Annotated in this window: 16 protein-coding genes; 1 reads left to right on the top strand and 15 read right to left on the bottom strand. The window is 49.5% G+C overall.

The window, feature by feature from the left end; translation table 11 throughout:
• Positions 1–33: 33 nt before the first annotated feature.
• The 11 genes from EPV75_RS09725 to EPV75_RS09675 form a co-directional block, all read right to left on the bottom strand.
• Entirely contained in the window at positions 34–1,989 is a 1,956-nt protein-coding gene (locus EPV75_RS09725; protein WP_128385256.1) for an amylosucrase, read from the bottom strand.
• A gap of 42 nt (positions 1,990–2,031) precedes the next feature.
• Entirely contained in the window at positions 2,032–2,916 is an 885-nt protein-coding gene (locus tag EPV75_RS09720) for a PfkB family carbohydrate kinase (RefSeq protein WP_128385255.1), read from the bottom strand.
• Positions 2,913–3,785, bottom strand: a complete 873-nt coding sequence (locus EPV75_RS09715; protein WP_128385254.1) for an HAD-IIB family hydrolase — start codon at positions 3,783–3,785, stop codon at positions 2,913–2,915. The genes EPV75_RS09720 and EPV75_RS09715 overlap by 4 nt, the downstream gene beginning before the upstream one ends.
• Entirely contained in the window at positions 3,782–5,962 is a 2,181-nt protein-coding gene (locus EPV75_RS09710) for an HAD-IIB family hydrolase (RefSeq protein WP_128385253.1), read from the bottom strand. The genes EPV75_RS09715 and EPV75_RS09710 overlap by 4 nt, the downstream gene beginning before the upstream one ends.
• A 290-nt stretch (positions 5,963–6,252) precedes the next feature.
• Complete coding sequence (locus EPV75_RS09705) at positions 6,253–7,410, bottom strand: FAD-dependent oxidoreductase (RefSeq protein ID WP_192893983.1); 1,158 nt, start codon at positions 7,408–7,410, stop codon at positions 6,253–6,255.
• Between the two features lie 13 nt (positions 7,411–7,423).
• On the bottom strand, positions 7,424–7,588 hold the full coding sequence (locus EPV75_RS09700) for a rubredoxin (protein ID WP_128385251.1): 165 nt from the start codon (positions 7,586–7,588) through the stop codon (positions 7,424–7,426).
• Positions 7,585–8,379 (bottom strand): ABC transporter ATP-binding protein, encoded by a 795-nt coding sequence (locus tag EPV75_RS09695; RefSeq protein ID WP_128385250.1) that lies wholly within the window; start codon positions 8,377–8,379, stop codon positions 7,585–7,587. Before EPV75_RS09695 ends, EPV75_RS09700 begins: the two co-directional genes overlap by 4 nt.
• A gap of 2 nt (positions 8,380–8,381) precedes the next feature.
• Positions 8,382–9,440: an ABC transporter substrate-binding protein gene (locus EPV75_RS09690; RefSeq protein ID WP_225972312.1), complete on the bottom strand. Its 1,059-nt coding sequence runs from the start codon at positions 9,438–9,440 to the stop codon at positions 8,382–8,384.
• 46 nt (positions 9,441–9,486) lie between these two features.
• Positions 9,487–10,272 carry an ABC transporter permease gene (locus tag EPV75_RS09685; RefSeq protein ID WP_225972311.1) on the bottom strand — a complete coding sequence of 262 codons (786 nt, stop codon included), beginning with the start codon at positions 10,270–10,272 and terminating at the stop codon, positions 9,487–9,489.
• Between the two features lie 26 nt (positions 10,273–10,298).
• Entirely contained in the window at positions 10,299–11,312 is a 1,014-nt protein-coding gene (locus EPV75_RS09680) for a fatty acid desaturase family protein (protein WP_128385249.1), read from the bottom strand.
• Between the two features lie 15 nt (positions 11,313–11,327).
• Positions 11,328–12,173 (bottom strand): sugar phosphate isomerase/epimerase family protein, encoded by an 846-nt coding sequence (locus tag EPV75_RS09675; RefSeq protein WP_128385248.1) that lies wholly within the window; start codon positions 12,171–12,173, stop codon positions 11,328–11,330.
• A gap of 234 nt (positions 12,174–12,407) precedes the next feature.
• On the opposite strand from EPV75_RS09675, the gene EPV75_RS09670 reads away from it, so the two are divergent.
• Positions 12,408–12,779: a hypothetical protein gene (locus EPV75_RS09670; RefSeq protein WP_225972310.1), complete on the top strand. Its 372-nt coding sequence runs from the start codon at positions 12,408–12,410 to the stop codon at positions 12,777–12,779.
• A 108-nt stretch (positions 12,780–12,887) separates the two neighbouring features.
• On the opposite strand, the gene EPV75_RS09665 is transcribed toward EPV75_RS09670, so the two are convergent.
• The 4 genes from EPV75_RS09665 to EPV75_RS09650 are packed head-to-tail and all read right to left on the bottom strand — an operon-like array spanning position 12,888 to position 16,279.
• The gene (locus EPV75_RS09665) at positions 12,888–13,676 is read right to left on the bottom strand and encodes an ABC transporter ATP-binding protein (RefSeq protein ID WP_128385247.1); all 789 of its coding nucleotides are present in this window, start codon (positions 13,674–13,676) and stop codon (positions 12,888–12,890) included.
• Complete coding sequence (locus EPV75_RS09660; protein ID WP_128385246.1) at positions 13,669–14,496, bottom strand: ABC transporter permease; 828 nt, start codon at positions 14,494–14,496, stop codon at positions 13,669–13,671. The genes EPV75_RS09665 and EPV75_RS09660 overlap by 8 nt, the downstream gene beginning before the upstream one ends.
• Positions 14,497–14,515: 19 nt before the next feature.
• Positions 14,516–15,223, bottom strand: coding sequence for a cysteine hydrolase family protein (locus EPV75_RS09655; protein WP_128385245.1), 708 nt, complete (start codon positions 15,221–15,223; stop codon positions 14,516–14,518).
• A complete protein-coding gene (locus EPV75_RS09650; protein WP_225972309.1) occupies positions 15,224–16,279 on the bottom strand; it encodes a putative urea ABC transporter substrate-binding protein in 1,056 nt (351 codons plus the stop codon).
• Positions 16,280–16,310: the final 31 nt, after the last annotated feature.

The raw sequence follows: 16,310 nt of genomic DNA, 5'->3' as shown, positions 1-16,310 counted from the left end.
ATTCACTCAAAACGGCCAGGCCTGGTCGTTTGATTACATCTCGTATAACCAATAGAAACTGAAACCGGGAATGACCAGGGTGTTGTTGAAGATTTCCGGTTTATGGCGTGTCACCAGGTCAATCAACTGGCCTTCGGAATAGGTGCCCCAACCTGCGACTTCCTCCATCTTCAGGTTTTGCGGTTTGCCGTTGAAATTGGCCACCACCAAGACCCGGTCGGTGTATTTATGCGGGTCGAAGCGGTTGATGACGAACAGATTCGGATTTGCGACGTCAATCAATTCACGGTTGTTGAAATCGGCAAAGACGTGGATGTCTTTACGCACGGCAATCAATTTTTTGATGGCGCTGAAAATTTCGTATTCGACCGCACCCGGTGTATTGCGTCGTTCGGCCTTTTCCCAGTTGATGGAGGGACGATGCACCCAACGGTTATCATCCATTTTATTCGGGTCGGACAAATAGGAGTCGTCGTTGAGGGTGCCGATTTCATCGCCGTAATACAGCAGCGGCATCCCGCCGAACGAGAAAATCATGCTGTGCATCAGAATAATCAGTTTGATGGCGTTGTCTAGGGCTTCGATATCGCCGGTTTCCAGCGCGTATTGCAGCCCGACCAAGGAGGCGAGTGAACCGGAAATGCGGGCGTCGCCGGTTTTAGCATTGGCCGCAAACGGTAAGCCGCGGGCGTGGGAGTTGTCGAATTTCCCGATCAGATAGTCTATGAGGAAACGGCGGTGCGAATGCGGTTCGTATCCGGCGCGGATGATGTCTTTGTCGTCAAACCCGAGGCCGATGTCATCGTGGCAGCGCACGTAATTCAGCCAGGTGGCTCTTTCCAGCTTGACCGGCAGGCTCTTGATGCCTTGATTGAGCAGTTTGGCGTTTTTGGTGGCGACGGCATCCCACATCAGCGCCATAAAGGTGGCGTTGTAGGCGATTTCGCACTCTTTGGCGATGACGGCGTCTTCACCGAAGTATTTGGTGACTTCCACCGGCGCGACGATGGCTTCGGCAATGAACAACACGCCCGGTGCCGTGACCTGGCAGCAGTCTTTCAACAGTTGCAGAATCAAATGGGCTTCGTGTTCATTCTGGCAGGTGCTGCCGATTTTCTTCCAAAGGAAAGCCACGGCATCGAGACGCAGAATGTCCGCGCCCTGGTTGGCCCAGAACAGAATGACATCGAGCATCTCGATGAACACGGCCGGGTTACTGTAATTCAAATCCCACTGATAGTCGTTGAAAACCGTCATCACCCAGCGTTGCATTTCCTCGTCCCAAGTGAAATTGCCGGGCGAGGTTTCCGGAAAGACTTCCGGCATGCTTTGCTCGAACATATCCGGGATATTGCGTGACTCGAAGGTGTAGTAGTAGTCCTGATATTTGGCGTCACCGGCACGGGCTTTCTGGGCCCATTCGTGTTCGTCGGAGGTGTGGTTCAAGACCACGTCCAACGCCAGCAGCATGTCGCGGTCGCGCATTTCACCGGACAGAGTGGTGAGGTCGTCCAGTGTGCCGGCGCGTTCGTCGATTTCACGGAAATCGCTGACCGCATAGCCGCCGTCGCTTTCGCCTTCCGGGCAGCGCATGATCGGCATGATGTGCACCATGTTCACGCCGAGCTCCTGAAAATACGGCAGGTGGGTTTGCATGCCGTTGAGGTCGCCGGCGAAACCGTGCGCGTACATGGCCATGCCGACCCATTTTTGGCTGAGGAACCAGTTGTAGTCCTTTTCACGTTCGATATCGAGGTCTTTCAGACAATCGGGACGCTTGATGTATTGGCGTGCCATGGTTTCCACGAGACGCAGCGCCTGGTCGTTGAAGTCTGGCCGGTGGCCGTACAAGCGTTCGAATAAGGAATGAATGGCGTAGAAGTTTGCGCCCAGTCGGGTGTAGAAATGCCGCAGGTCTTCTTCGTAGATATCCGGTTTGATTTTATTGAGGATATCGTTCAGCAGCGAATGTGAGATTTGCTCGTACATAGCTTCCCCGGTGCGAGTTTGAGGGCCTGTCGTCGCGAAGACTCAGGCGTGCATTTCGAGAATCGTTTTATAAAAGGCCCGGTTGTCGGGCGTCGCGCCGCGTAAACCGATGACTTGACTCGCAAACGCCTGTGCTGCGACCAAGGTGTCTTGAATAGGCCAAGATTCTATTAGACCATGAATGAAAACCGCCGTAAAGGCGTCTCCGGCGCCGACGGTATCGACAAATTCGGGAATCTCGCCCGGTGTCTGGCTGAAGAAACCTTCGGGGGTGAGGACGGAGGCGCCTTCCGAGCCGCGGGTGACAATGACCTGCTCCAGTTCGAACTGGGTTTGGAAATTACGCATCGCCACTTCCAACACAGGTTCCTGAAAGCCGAGTTCACGCAGTTCGTCGACATTGAGTTTGACCCAGCGCGCGGACTGAATCCAGTCGAACAGGCTGGCTTGATCCCACCAGGGCGCACGGAGGTTGACGTCCAAAAACACCGACCAATCGCCGGATTCGCGCAAGGTTTTGAATTGCTGTTGGGCATAAGGGCTTCTCAGCGCCAGAGAGCCGTGGTAGAGCAGGCCGCTGCGTTTGGTCAGTTGAACCGATTGCGCGGAAATGAAATCGTAGGCGCTGCCCGGCGTGATGTCGTAATGGGGTTCATCGTCGTGCACGGTGATGTCGACACGTCCGGTGGGGTGGGCTTGGTCGATTTGAATGTTGTCGGTTCGCAAGCCCCAGGCCTGGGCGTTTTTTAAAATGGTTTTGCCGAGGGTGTCGTCGCCGATTCGGGAGATAAATGTCGGGTCGTCGCCCAATGCCTGTAAATGCCAGGCGACATTGAAGGGCGCACCGCCCAATACCTGTTTGCCATTGGGAAAACAGTCGAATAAGACTTCGCCGAAAACGGTGATGGAAGAAGGGTTCGCATTCATAAAGGCAGGACCTGTTCGTTCAGAATGGGTTGAAAACGGGGCGCGTAATAGCCAACGCCTTGCAACACGCCGGCGGCATAGTTGCCGTTGTGGTCTTGAAGGTTTTGGGCTTGATAGAACGCCGATTCGGTATGGCGTTGCACACATGCTTGCCAGGCCTGGTGTTTGATGTCTTCCGAGGCGTTGGCCACCAGCACCGATTGTATGTGGCTGGTGAGCACCGGCAGGTCGTTGCCGCTGTCACCGGCGAAAATCACGTCGGGTAACGCGAAATCCAGTTGCTGTTGCAGAAATTCGATGGCGTGCAGTTTGGTGGCGTTTTGCGGCAAGACGTCCAATAAGCCGACATCCGCCGCTTCGTCGATGCTCCAAATCAAGCTCGTCTGAATGTTTAATGGGGCCAGTGCGGTTTCGGCCCGTGCCAGATAATCGGCTTCGCTGGCCGTGGACAGGTCGGCGTAAAAGCTGACCTTATGGGTGTTTTGTTTTTCCTTTTCTTGCAGCGTCAGACCGTCCAATTGCATTAAGGGTTGGGCGATGTCATCGTGTCGGCAATTTCCCCAGGCCTGGCCGATTTCGGTTTCCCATTCCTCGACGGCTTGCCAGTGGCCGTTTTCACGGTGACGGATTTTGGTGCCGACATCGGTGATGGCGTAATCGGGTTGTGGCAAGTCATAAGCATGAATGGCTTCTTCCATCAGTGCGAGATGCCGCCCGGTAACGTACACCAAGGTGATTTCTGGCTGTTGGCAAAAGGCTTTGAAGGCCGCGCGTGCGTGTGGATGTTCCGGTTGCGCGCCATTGGGAATGACGGTGCGATCCATGTCGGTGCAGAGCAATAAGGTCGAAGCGCTTTGTGATGCGGTCATGCGTCTTCCACCACTTTTTCGGATGTGTGCTCTGTCTCCGGCGGACGGCAGCTGTCGAAAAAGTCATAGTATTCAAGCGCTTCGAGAATGCCTTCTTCGTAAGGTTTTTTGGCGAAATAGATGCGGTCGATGTCAATCAATTGTGAGAGTTCTTCATCGTGCCGGTTCGCCACCACGGCCGCAAGGGCGTTACCGCGCATCATGTCCTCATCCGCGCCGGAACCGCCGGCCACCAGAATGCGTTCCAGCGGAATTTCCCAGCGGTCGGCCACGTAACGTAAGGCCATGCCCTTCGAGGCCCGAATCGGCAGGATGTCGAGGTATTGGCCGAATGAGAGTTGTACGTTGACGGATTGTTCTTCCTGATGGAGATAGCGTTTGATTTCTTCCAAATCGGCGATTTCCGGGTCGATGTAGTAACTGATTTTGAAACGGTTCTGTTCCGATTTCGGTTGGCGTTCCAATCCGGGGTAATTATCCAGCAAAGAGCGCACTTTGTGCGGCACCCAGTGGTAATCGATGTGCTCTTCCCAAGCGGTGTCGGTGGTCAGCTTCGGTGCGTAGCTGATTTCCGTGCCGCTACTGGAAATGAGAATGTCCGGTTCGGGAATATTGTGCTGTTTCATCAGGCGTAAGGCCGAATCGAGGCGGCGGCCGGTGGCGACAATGAACAGCGTGGACTTTTTATGCGCTTTCATTTCCGCCAGCAAGACTTTCAAGGCATCCGGATCGCCCATGAGATTTTGATCAAGGCTACTGACAAAGGCCCGGTCGCGGTACAGGCCGGCACGGCGCGAAATATGGCGACGCTCAAGGCGTTCGGATTCTTTGACAATTGGGCAAATCAAATCGAGATAACGATCGGCGTGGGCTTGCCAGGCATAATGTTCCAGAACGCCGACCAGGCCTTTGTGAATGAATTCCTGTTGTGTTTTCGGCGACTTGAGAATCGTAAGCAGGGCATCGGTAATGGTTTTCGGTTCCAGCGGGTCGATGAGCAGACCGTTGTGGCAGTTGCCGATGATGTCGCGCGGACCACCGTCTTCGGTGGCGACAATCGGCAGGCCCGACGCGGCCGCTTCTATCAAGGTGAGGCCGAAGGGTTCGGTCAGTGCCGGGTTGACGAAGACGCCGCCGGAGGCGGCGGCGATGCGGTAAATCATCGGTACGTCGTTTCGGCAATGGTGTTTGGGTAGAGCGACCTTGCCGTAGAGGTCATGGCGGTCAATGGCCGCCCAGAGTTCATGGAACACTTGTTGTGCACCGGGCTCCAGGTCTTCGACGTCGTCGCGGTTGCCGGCGATGATGACGAGATTCGCGCGGTCTTGTAAGTCTTTCGATTGGCCGTAGGCTTCAATTAATGAAGCGATATTTTTGCGATGGTCAGGCCGAGACAGCGCCAGGATAATCGGTTTGTCCGGTTCCTTGAGGTGCTTGACCAGTATCTGATAAAGGTCGCTGTTGAGTTCGTTGCCCATCGGCGGCATGAAATGTTTGAGGTTGGTGCCGGGCGGGAGCACGCGCATTTGTTCGGGTTGATAGAAGTCGTAGAGCTCGTATTGCTCTTCGATTTCCTGGTGGGTGCTGGTGATGACCCGTTCCGCAGAGGCCAGTGTGTGCTCCTCGGCGTCAATGCGTCGCGCCATGTTGTAACGTTGTTCGATTTCTTCCGCGCTCAGGCCGCCGGCAATCAAGCGGGCACGTTTGACCCGACCTAATGAGTGGCCGGTGTGGATCAGCGGAATCGAGAGCTGGTGCGCCAGATGGGAACCGACGTAACCGGCATCCGCGTAATGGCTGTGGACGATGTCGGGGGTGCGTTCTTGCAGGCGGAAATAGTCCGCCATATTGTCGGCGAAGGTATCGAGGTGATCCCAAAGTTGTTCTTTGTGGATGTATTCGTCCGGTCCGGCTTCGATGCGGACAATCTGTAAGGTATCGGACAGTTTTTCAAACGGTTCGGCGTATTCGGGTGAGACGTGTTCGTCCCGAACCAAGCGAGTGAAGAGTTCGACGCGTGCCACGCCGGGTTTTTCGGCGAGTGCTTGCGCCAGTTCTAATACATAAAGCGTTTGCCCCCCGGTATCCGCGTCGCGGCCGAGTTCCAGATTGTTGCCACGGATCAGTCCGTGGACACTGATTAAGGCGATGTAAAGACCACCTGTCGTTGGGTTCATAATGTTTTTTCGTACGTTACGTTAAAGAAGCCCGTCAGGGGCGCAGTTTGATGTTATGGCAATTCAGTGAAACGGTTAAATGCGTTGCCGTTTTCGGCATTTGTTTGACGCAAAAGAAGAGTTGAAAGTGTCGGAAAATCAAGTGTTTCCGAATGCTGTTATGAACGAAACTTTAAAAGAACTTTAGAATGATTGTACAAAACCCGGCGCAGAAAACAAGCCCAATCCGTTATTTGACCAGGCCTGGTTCGTTTTGGAGATACCGTTTTAACAAGGGTTTTTAAGAAACCTTAGGAATGGTATTTGGGTTTGATTTGTGGGTTGAACTGCTTTTTATCGGCGGTTTTATCACGGGTGAGAATGTAACCGTTTAATTCACCATCGTTGTCATAATGGAGAGCCTTGATGCCGTTTTCATCCGCTTCGATCTGCCATTTCAGTGGCTCGCTAGAGCTGGGCGGGAGAACAAAAGTGATGGGGTATGAAGGCGTTTTAACCGACACGGGCATGATGGGATAATTAACCTCGGTTGGTGTGCCGCTGAGCGTTTTGGCCAACGCCCTGGCGCTGTTCATAATCGGCATGACATACATCAGGTGTGCGCCATCGACTTCGGCGCAATCGCCCAGAGCATAAATATTGGGTTGACTGGTTTCAAGATAACGGTTGGTGTTAATGGCGTTGCTGATAATCAGTTCGGCGCTTTCCGCCAAGTCGGTTGCAGGTTCCAGTCCAATCGCGGATAGTACGACATCGGTTTGACGTTCGGTGCCGTCGTCCAGTGTGACGAGGACACCGTCATCCGTGTCCGTCACCGACTCGACGCTTTGATTTAGATAAAACCGCACGCCTTCATCCTGTAAGGCGCTTTGCAACTCCTTGGCGATTTCAATCGGCAAAGTGGCGTCCATCAAGCTGGAGGAGGGTGAAACCATTGTGATGTCGATGTTCGACTTGGCCAAATCATTGGCGATTTCGGTCCCAATCAGGCCGGAGCCGATAATCAGGACGCGGGTGTTTTCTGTCAGAGCGCCGTGAAAGCGTCGGTAGTCGTCGAGATGGTTTAGGTGATGCAGGCGGTCTGACAAATCATTTTTGAGGGGGTGTAATCTGGGGCGAGCACCACAGGCTAACACCAAGTCACCGTAACTCAGGGAGGTGTCACTGAACGATAAGCGGTTGTGTTCCGGATCGATGTGTTCGACGCGGGTAAAGGTGTGTATCTGTGCATTCAGTTGCTGCGCCATTTGTTCGGCGGTGAAGCGTATCAGTTGGTCGGCGGTTTTCTGTTTTGAAATACTTTCGGACAGCATGGGTTTACTGTAAAAGTCACCGCTGTCTTCGGTAATCAGAACCAGAGAGCGCTCGGTATCCAATTTACGGAACTCTTTCGCCAGGGTGTAGCCGGCCAGTCCGGTGCCGATAATGATTAATGGTGGGGCGGTCAAAATAATTCCTTTCTTAAATTTCGATCATTTCAAATTCGTCTTTTCCGACGCCGCAATCCGGGCATTCCCAGTCTTCGGGAACCTCTTCCCAGGGCGTTCCAGGTGGGATACCGTCTTCCGGCCAACCTTCGGCCTCGTCGTAGATGAGCCCACATACTATGCATTGCCACTGTTTCATTTTTGTCCTTCTGTTCTCATGAGGGTTAATATTTCGCTTTCCATTTCGTTGAATTGCGGGTGGGCCCGTAATTCTTCTCGAGTGGAAATGCTGCCATCTTGTTTGAATGGCGGATAAAGGGTTGTTTTGACTCGGCCTGGATGGCGGGATAAAAAAACGATTTTATCGCCGAGCAGTAAGGCTTCTTCAACGTCGTGCGTGACCATGACGACCGTCATCCGTTCCTTGCGAATCACCTTGAGCAGTAATTCCTGCATTTGCCAGCGGGTTTCCGCATCCAACGCACCGAAGGGCTCATCCATTAACAGAACTTTTGGCGTATTTGCCATAGCTCGGGCAATGGCCACTCTCTGGCGCATACCACCGGAGAGTTGGTGCGGATAAACGTCGGCGAAGTCGGACAGGCCAACTCGTTCCAGAAAATAATCGACCGTTCCTTCATTGAGCGCTGCGCTATCTCCGTTGATGCGCAGTCCGTAAGCGACATTCTGTCGCACCGTCAGCCAAGGGAAGGAGGTATAGCCTTGGAAGACCATGCCTCTGTCCCTGTGCGGTCCGGTAACGGTTTCGCCATTGAGTTGAATATAACCGTCGGATGGCGATTCCAGACCTGCAATCATTCTTAAAACGGTCGATTTTCCACAACCGGATGGCCCGAGAAGAATACACACCTGGTGGGGTTCCACGTCGAAACTGACGTCATCCACCACCGTCATGGGTTTACGGTGAACCATAAAATCCTTGCGAATATTCTGAATGCGCAATCCCTTTGCGGACGTCGTTGAAAGCATGGTTATTTTGACTCCAACGCGGCTTTTAGAGGTGCGGTATCCACGCCTGCTTGCCAGTCATAAGTTTTTTGAACAAAACCAAATTTTTTCCACCAATCGCTCATGGTGTTCCAATTGGTCTTGATTTGACCATTTTTCATCCCTAAAGGTGGGTTCCCGGGAAGCAGACCCATAAATTGTGCGGCCTGTGTTTGGTCGAAAACCATTAGGCCTCCTTTATGAGCGTTCCCGGTTTTCCCCAAAACCATTTCAACGTCACTGACGGTGAAGTGAATGCCTTTAGCAATGATTTTGTTCCCTTCTTCAGGGTGTTTTTTCCACCAGTCAACGGCTTTGAAATAGGCTTCTATCATCAATTTTGCGGCTTTCGGGCGTTGAGCGATAAAGTTTTCATTCATATAAATTCCATCTGCAAGGATGGCTTCACTGATCCATTCCGGTTGACTGGATTCCGCAACCACTGTGGAGCCTGGCAAGTTTTTGATTACATTTTCACCAAAAGGTTCCCAAAAGGCTCCACCGCTTACGTTTCCACCAATCATTGCACCAACGGCTTCATCCATAATGACATTGACATATTCGACTTGATCAAAGTTAACGCCGTTTTTGTCGAGCCATATGCCAACGTAGATTTGAGGTAATCCTCCCTCCATGACAGCGACTTTTTTACCAATCAAGTCTGTTGCGGATTTGACTCCGGGCGCTAAAATGATTTTATCGGTTCCATAGGATGGGTTTGTGTAAGTGACAAGCTTAATTGGCACCCCAATATCTGCTGCAATGGGCCCATACTCAACAGAGCTGGATGTGACATCCAGTTTGCCCGCTGTCATTAATGAATAGCTTTCATAAGGGTCTTCGATAATGCTGATGTTGATATCCAGTTCAGGTGCCAGATTCTTTTCTTTTGCGATGAACCAAAAGCCGTATCCAGGCCAAGATAACATGGATAAGTTTACTTTTTCAGCGGCCATGATAAAGCTGCTATTTAATGTTAAAACGGCGGCAAGAGTAAGTTTGAGCCACTTCTCTTTATGGGCAGTATTAACGGTTGATTTCATGTAGTTTCTCCTACTAGATTTTTAGGTTTTTTATTAGCGTTCTTTATTAGGTTGTTTTTCTTAAATAAGGGAAGGCAGCCCAATAAATTCCTCTAAATAAAAGGTCAAATAACAATCCAAGAAGACCTATGACGATAATGCCTGCCATAATGTCGTCCACGTGCACAAAACGTCGTGCTCTCATCATCATGGCGCCGATGCCATCAGTCGCAGCAACAATCTCTGCGATTACTAAATATGTCCAGCTCACCGCGAGCATTTGTCGGCATACATCAACGATGCCGGGTAGTGAGGCTGGAACCACTACTGTCCATAGAATCAGCCTGCGGTTAGCCCCTAGGGTTTTGGAGGTTTCGATATAGTCTTTGTGTACATTGGATACGACGTCGCTAATGAGTGTGACCAGAAACCAGATGACACCGAGGAACAGCAGTGCGATTTTTTGTTCGTCTCCGGTGCCGAACCACATCAGCAACAAAGGGATGAACGCCGGTGCGGGGAGATACCTGAAAGCAGAAACCAATGGGTTCAGTAGAGCGGAAACGGTAGCGAAGGAGCCAATCAATACACCCAGTGGAACGGCCACAGCCACGGCCAACAAGAAGCTGAGGGCGATTCGTTGTACACTGCTTCCTATATCGTGTATAAATTCACGCTCAAAAAATAATTCATATAAAGCCGTTACCACTTCCTTAGGACCGGGAAATATTGGACTGATTTCTCCGTTCCAATGGGCAGAAACATGCCAAAAAACAACAAAGGAAAGGACTCCGATTATTCCCAAAAGGACTTTTACTTTGAATTCTATTGTTTGTTTAAAGTCAAACCACATGGTTAATTAAAATCCTTTTAAGGGCATTAAAATGCTGTTAAAAAAGAAACTCCATCAACGCCAACCGCTGTGCCTTGTTTTAACGTTGCCTTGACGTCTTCTTCGCCATATTCCTCTGATAATACGCGTGGAACACGGTTTTTATGGAAGCATCTCAATTGATTCCAAATGTCGACTTGTTGGGGGCAGCTTTCAGGGTAGAGTTCACGGTGATACTTGGGCAACGCATACCACGCCAGGTTGGGTTTGGTGTGGTGAGCATTGTGGTAGGCGAAATTGAGGGTTAAAAGGTTTACCCAAGGATATTTCGTCGACAACAAATTGCTGTAGGTGTGCTCTTCTTCGTATTGTCGGTCACCTTTGTGTGGTGGGACGAAGTCTTTGTCCATCAAGGTGTATAGCAGTTCGTAGTCGTGCTGGAAGGCGTCCATAAAGCGCAGTGTGGTCAGAAAAATGATGTAGGCAACCACATAACCAAGTGCCGCCCAGGGGGCAAACCAGATCAGTGCGCTGAAGAGCCCGACACGCACCAACAGCACGCGCAGGACACGACCTCTTTGGGGTTTATGGGAGTCATAGATGAACGGTGCAACAATCAACATGGCGTGCATCATCAGTTCAACTGCCGGTATGTACATCCACTCCAAGGCGCGGAACGTTTTCAGGAGCAAAGGGTGTTTTTTCAGAAAAGTACGATAGTCAAAGGTCACTAGGTCGCCATTGTCGACGTGATGGCGCATGTGCTTGTAGCGTATGTCTTCATAGGTACCATAGTTCGCACCGGTAATCATATTCAGCCAGCGGCCGAGCAGGGTGTTGTGCGCGGTTTTCTTGAAAAGCGCGTTGTGAGCGCAATCGTGCATCAGGTAGGCGGCGATAATCATGCCGTGCGCCACCAGTAAAACACCGAGTGGTAAACTCCAGTAGGTGCCATACACAAGGGCGGCCCACCCGCCGAAGTAGGTGAACGTAATATAGGCGAGGGCGAAGATATTGGGCCAAAGGCCTTTGGGGTCGATTAATAAAGCTCTGGGGTTCATCAGACGTCTCCTTCGTTAGAGTGCGTTTTGCCAGTCGGCAAAGTGAATACGTTGTTGATTTCCCACCCACTGGTTGATTTCCCATAGGTCTGCTACGGGGGCATTGGTGAACGGTAAGGTATGTAAATAGCCGTCGGGACCAAATTCGGGGGTGAGGGTCGAGGTTTCATAACCTTGCTCGAGTTGCGATTGCCACACCAGCTCCCAGGCGTCTTCATGGACTTGGCGTGCTCGAGCGTATTCCGGGGCAGCCGGGTGAGGGACTTGAGGCCCCTGGTCGTAACCGATGCGACCATGAATATGGTGTGTCTTGGGAGCGATTTCTTCGATGACGTCCCATTCCGAATCCATGAGGCGTTCACACACCACCGACCAATGACTGATGTCCATGGTGATTTTTAAGTCCGGTACCGCTCTGAGTACATCTCGTGTTACCCAAGGGTTGAAGAAAGAGCGACTGCGGTGGGTTTCGAAGCTGCAAATAACATTGTGTTTATCGGCAATTTCCAAGGCGCGGTTAAAGAACCAAATTTGTTCATCCAAAGGCCAGGCATCACAACCGGCCATGACATTGAAAAACTTTGGCTGTAATGGCAAACTCATCACCAGCTTTTGTTCCAGTGATTTCAGGTGATCTTCCGGAGAGGCTTGGCGGTCGGGAACGTAGCTGCCAGCGGTGCAAATTTCAGCGATATAACCTAATCCGCTGATTTGCAATAATTTCCCGATGGTGTCGATTTGTTGTGGATCTGAAGGACAAGGCGCTTCAATCCCGTCGAAGCCGGCGGCTGTCGCCATATCCATGCCTTGCTTGAAACTTCCTTCATGACCCCAGAAGGTTTTGAATAATTCAAATTGCACTTTACTCGCCTTTTTGGTTGTTTTTACAAATAATAGTGATTAGGGTAAGAGCAAAGCATATGCCATAAATATGCAAATTTGCAATAAATGCTAATTTGCACCTAATTGGCGGGATTTATGATGATTAGGGTTGCGTGTTGAAAGCGATGGAACTCACTTTTTTTGCACCTTTTTGGTAGAATTATGCAAATTTGCACCAAGTTGAATGGTCTTGACAGGTTAAAGGAACCCTGAATGAGTGAAGAAATAAACGCGGAAATTCACTTCGTTAAAGCAGCCGAGGCGATTTTTAATATCGATACATTCTGGGCAGAGACATTTGCCGGCACGGATATGGTGGATTTGCATTACAGTGATTTGCTGACGCAGATGTGGGTCAAACGCCATGACGCTCCGAAGCCGAAAACGGAACTGTACAAGATGATGCCGAACATTAGCCGCCGTACGGCGGTGAAATATGTGCAGAAAGCCATTGAACAAGGGTTTTTAGCGGAGCACGAATGCGATTATGATCGTCGCATTCGTTTGGTGACCTTGACACCAATCGCCATTACTAAGATCGAAACGTTTCTGGAATACTCCAGTCGTTGTTTTAGGGCGGTTTGATTTTTTAATTCTATTTCATCATGACGTTTCTAAATTTATAGATAAAGTCTTCACTCTAAAGCGTTTCCTTTGACGATAGATGCCGTTTCCATCCAAACGAATTGTACTTTATCGCACATTCTCTAGACGAGTGAGTGTTTCGACTGGTTGTATTTTATCATCAAGCTCTTGGTATAACTCCGGCGAAGCGTTGCCAATCGGTAGGTCATAAGTGATGGTCGAACCTTGATGTTTATCGATGTTGTGATGATTAGCCTTATCAAAAACCCAAAGGCGCGTGCCTAAATAAAATCCTTCTTTTAAGTCGTGGGTTACCATAAGGACGGTAATACCGAGTTCCCGCCAAAGCTCTAATACCAGCTTGTGCATATCGTTTCGAGTTCCTGGATCCAAGGCACCGAAAGGCTCATCCAATAATAAAATTTTGGGTTCTCCTAAGAGTGCTTGGGCAATGGCTAAACGTTGGCGCATCCCACCAGAAAGCTCATGAGGGTATTTGTTTAGGACCTGTTTCAACCCCACTTTTTGTAATAAGAGGCTGGCTTTTTCCGTAAATGCTCGTTTGGATTGGCGTGAAAAAAAACCGAGCGTTTTGTTTCGCTTGAAACGCCCGACAATCAATAAATTGTCCAGGACGGTTAAATGTGAAAATACGGAGTATTGTTGAAAAACCACGCCAACATCCGAAGAGGGTTCGTTGGGTATTGGGTTTCCATTCAAGATCACCTCTCCTTTGGAAGGTTTTTCTGTTCCGAGAATCATTTTCAGGAAGGTGCTTTTACCACAGCCGGATGGCCCGACCATGGTAATAAATTCGCCGGATTGGATGGTGATGTTCAGTTTTTCCAAAATGACTTGTTCGCCATAGTGTTTAAAGGCGTTTCTGACTTCAATCATGTTGAATTTGCTCCTTAAAATACCAGGGGTAAAGCATCCGATTGATTGTTGCGAGTAGCCAATCTATTAAAAATGACAGTAAGGTAATCCAAATTACATAAGGGATAATGATGTCCATTGCCATGTAACGCCTGACCAGAAAGATTCGGTAGCCCAGACCATTGGTTGACGCGATGGCTTCAGCAGCGATTAAAAACAACCAAGCAGCACCTAACGAAAGTCGGACGGCATCAATAAGTTTTGGCATTATTTGTGGAACAATGACTCTTATTAGAATCTGTAAACTGTTCGCGCCTAATGTTTGTGCTTTGATGAGTTGTTCTCTGGGGATTTCCTGACTACTGCGTTGAATATCGCGGGCGATAAAAGGTGTAATTCCAATTGCAATTAAGATTATTTTGGAAACTTCTCCGACACCGAAAAGAATCAATAATATGGGTAAGATGGCTAGAGGCGGAATGAGTGAAACAGCCGTGAGTAACGGAGAAAATCCAGCATAAAGATAAGGTAGACTTCCCAATAATACACCCAAGATTAATCCTAAACTGGCGGCAATGAAGATACCGGTCAACAGCCGAATTAAGCTGTTATAGGTATCTGTCCACAGTAAATACTCGCCGGTCCGTTTGCTGGGTTGCAGTGCCATTTGGGAAAAAGAGTCCCACATTTGACCAACCCCGGGCAGGAGTTTATCGTTTGGGTTGAGCGCGAGTCGGGCGTCTGATGTCATCAGATATATAATGCCGATCAAGACAAAAGGAAGAATCCCTAAAATAATGCCCGGCACTCGACGGGGAGCTTGATTGATGAATCTTTTCATAAATTACCCTGGGCTGCCGCTAGGACGTCTGCTCCACTGCATTGGATAAAAATTGGCAAAAGTCCAAGCTTTGGCCATAGCACCCGAAAATACCGCCCTCCCTTTCCATGCTTTTCAAAACCGAATGGTGTAGGGACTCCGTTGCGGCACCACAGCAATCTTCTAAGAGTAAGCAATCAAATCCGCGATCATTTGCATCCCGCATCGTTGAAGAAATACAGACGTCTGTCGTCACACCGAGTAAAACAAGGCTTTCTATCCGATTTGTTTTTAAAATAATGTCGAGATCTGTGGCATAAAAAGCACTATTTCCCGGTTTATCAATGACGGTCTCTTTATTAAGAGGCTTCAAGTCATCAATAATATCGCTACCGTATTCACCTCTAACCAGCAAGCGTCCCATCGGGCCATTGCTGCCGATGGGGGCGCCTTGGTTTTGACTTTTAATGAACTTATTGGCGTTGAGGTCGTCAAGGTTTGTGCGATGACTTTCTCGGGTGTGGATAACCATCATGTTCAAGTTGCGCGCCGTTTCAAGGAAGTGTTTTGCCGGTTGTATCGCTTTCTGAGCATGGGATATATCTTCCCCCATGCTCGCGAAATAGCCTCCATCTTCTAAGAAGTCACGTTGCATATCAATCACGATCACCGCAGTAGTTGTTAATGAGAAATGGCCGCTGAGAGGCCACTTATAAGGCGTGGAGAGGTTGAATTGAGGTTTCTTCATTTATTTAGACTCCAGCCAAGTAGTTGGGAAGCGCAAATTGACGTTCTCTTGGTTGCCGATAACTTGGTGGTTTCCGGTTTCAATGCCGATATATTCTGCTGAAGATGCCTGTTCACCTAGCAATCCATTTTTAAATGCAAATTTTGTGATTTCTTTTAGTTGGCTGGAAAATTTAGCATCCGTTACAAACTCTTTCGCTTTGGCTGCCGTAAAGAAATCAATGGTTTTCAGTTGGTCCTTCAATCCTGTTTCATCCGTGTTTAATGCTTTGGCCATATAGCTCATCATTTCCTGGTGTTTAGGGTGATTGGGGGTTTGCATGATTGTCAGGGCTTCATACCAAGCGTTAGCGATGGCATTACCCAGGTTTGGGTTCTTCTTTAATGCCTCTGTTCTGACCGCCATAATATCCACAATTTCGCCATAAATATCGGAAGAGTCGAAGACTAAAGTCGAGTCTGGGTATTGTGTTAGAATTTCGCTTAGTTGGGGTTTCCAAGTGGCGATGACTTGACTGTTGGGATCCTCGAAAATAGCGACAATATCTGCATCAGACGTGTTAATAACGGTGACATCTTTTTCTGACATACCGACACTTTCCAAAGCTCTGATGAGCATATAGTGGGATCCGGATAACTCGACTAGATTGACACTCTTACCTTTCAAGTCGTTCAACGTTTTTTGTTTGCCGCGAATGATGATCCCATCGCTTCCGGCCGATGTACTCAATGGCATGACGGCCGACGTATCGACCCCGGAAGCTGCCGGAATCGTTAATGCATCCAATGAAATGGCAATGACGGCATCGAAGGTGCCAGCTGTGAATTGAGTTTGGGCTTCGATATAATCGTTTAGTTGTACTGCCTCTAGATCAAAACCGTATTTTTGACCCCACTTTTGCAAAATTCCGCTGTCTTGTGCATAAGCCAATGGCATGGAGCCGGCGTATATTGTCCATGCAATGGTGTATTTATCTTTAGCGTAAGATAGCGTCGTTACACTCATCAAAAATGTCATGAGCAGGAATGCTGAAAGCTTTTTATAAAAATGAAACATCAGGTTGTCCTCTGGTTAATCTATTACAAGT

The organism is Hydrogenovibrio thermophilus (assembly GCF_004028275.1).
Taxonomy (GTDB): domain Bacteria; phylum Pseudomonadota; class Gammaproteobacteria; order Thiomicrospirales; family Thiomicrospiraceae; genus Hydrogenovibrio; species Hydrogenovibrio thermophilus.
Note: the sequence above shows the minus strand (reverse complement) of the source record. Positions and strands in the feature narration are given on the sequence as shown.

Bases quoted from the DNA above. Each gene is read 5' to 3' on its own strand.
- EPV75_RS09725 (WP_128385256.1), bottom strand. From the start codon at position 1,989: ATGTACGAGCAAATCTCACATTCGCTGCTGAACGATATCCTCAATAAA.
- EPV75_RS09720 (WP_128385255.1), bottom strand. From the start codon at position 2,916: ATGAATGCGAACCCTTCTTCCATCACCGTTTTCGGCGAAGTCTTATTC.
- EPV75_RS09715 (WP_128385254.1), bottom strand. From the start codon at position 3,785: ATGACCGCATCACAAAGCGCTTCGACCTTATTGCTCTGCACCGACATG.
- EPV75_RS09710 (WP_128385253.1), bottom strand. From the start codon at position 5,962: ATGAACCCAACGACAGGTGGTCTTTACATCGCCTTAATCAGTGTCCAC.
- EPV75_RS09700 (WP_128385251.1), bottom strand. From the start codon at position 7,588: ATGAAACAGTGGCAATGCATAGTATGTGGGCTCATCTACGACGAGGCC.
- EPV75_RS09695 (WP_128385250.1), bottom strand. From the start codon at position 8,379: ATGCTTTCAACGACGTCCGCAAAGGGATTGCGCATTCAGAATATTCGC.
- EPV75_RS09690 (WP_225972312.1), bottom strand. From the start codon at position 9,440: ATGAAATCAACCGTTAATACTGCCCATAAAGAGAAGTGGCTCAAACTT.
- EPV75_RS09685 (WP_225972311.1), bottom strand. From the start codon at position 10,272: ATGTGGTTTGACTTTAAACAAACAATAGAATTCAAAGTAAAAGTCCTT.
- EPV75_RS09680 (WP_128385249.1), bottom strand. From the start codon at position 11,312: ATGAACCCCAGAGCTTTATTAATCGACCCCAAAGGCCTTTGGCCCAAT.
- EPV75_RS09670 (WP_225972310.1), top strand. From the start codon at position 12,408: ATGAGTGAAGAAATAAACGCGGAAATTCACTTCGTTAAAGCAGCCGAG.
- EPV75_RS09665 (WP_128385247.1), bottom strand. From the start codon at position 13,676: ATGATTGAAGTCAGAAACGCCTTTAAACACTATGGCGAACAAGTCATT.
- EPV75_RS09660 (WP_128385246.1), bottom strand. From the start codon at position 14,496: ATGAAAAGATTCATCAATCAAGCTCCCCGTCGAGTGCCGGGCATTATT.
- EPV75_RS09655 (WP_128385245.1), bottom strand. From the start codon at position 15,223: ATGAAGAAACCTCAATTCAACCTCTCCACGCCTTATAAGTGGCCTCTC.
- EPV75_RS09650 (WP_225972309.1), bottom strand. From the start codon at position 16,279: ATGTTTCATTTTTATAAAAAGCTTTCAGCATTCCTGCTCATGACATTT.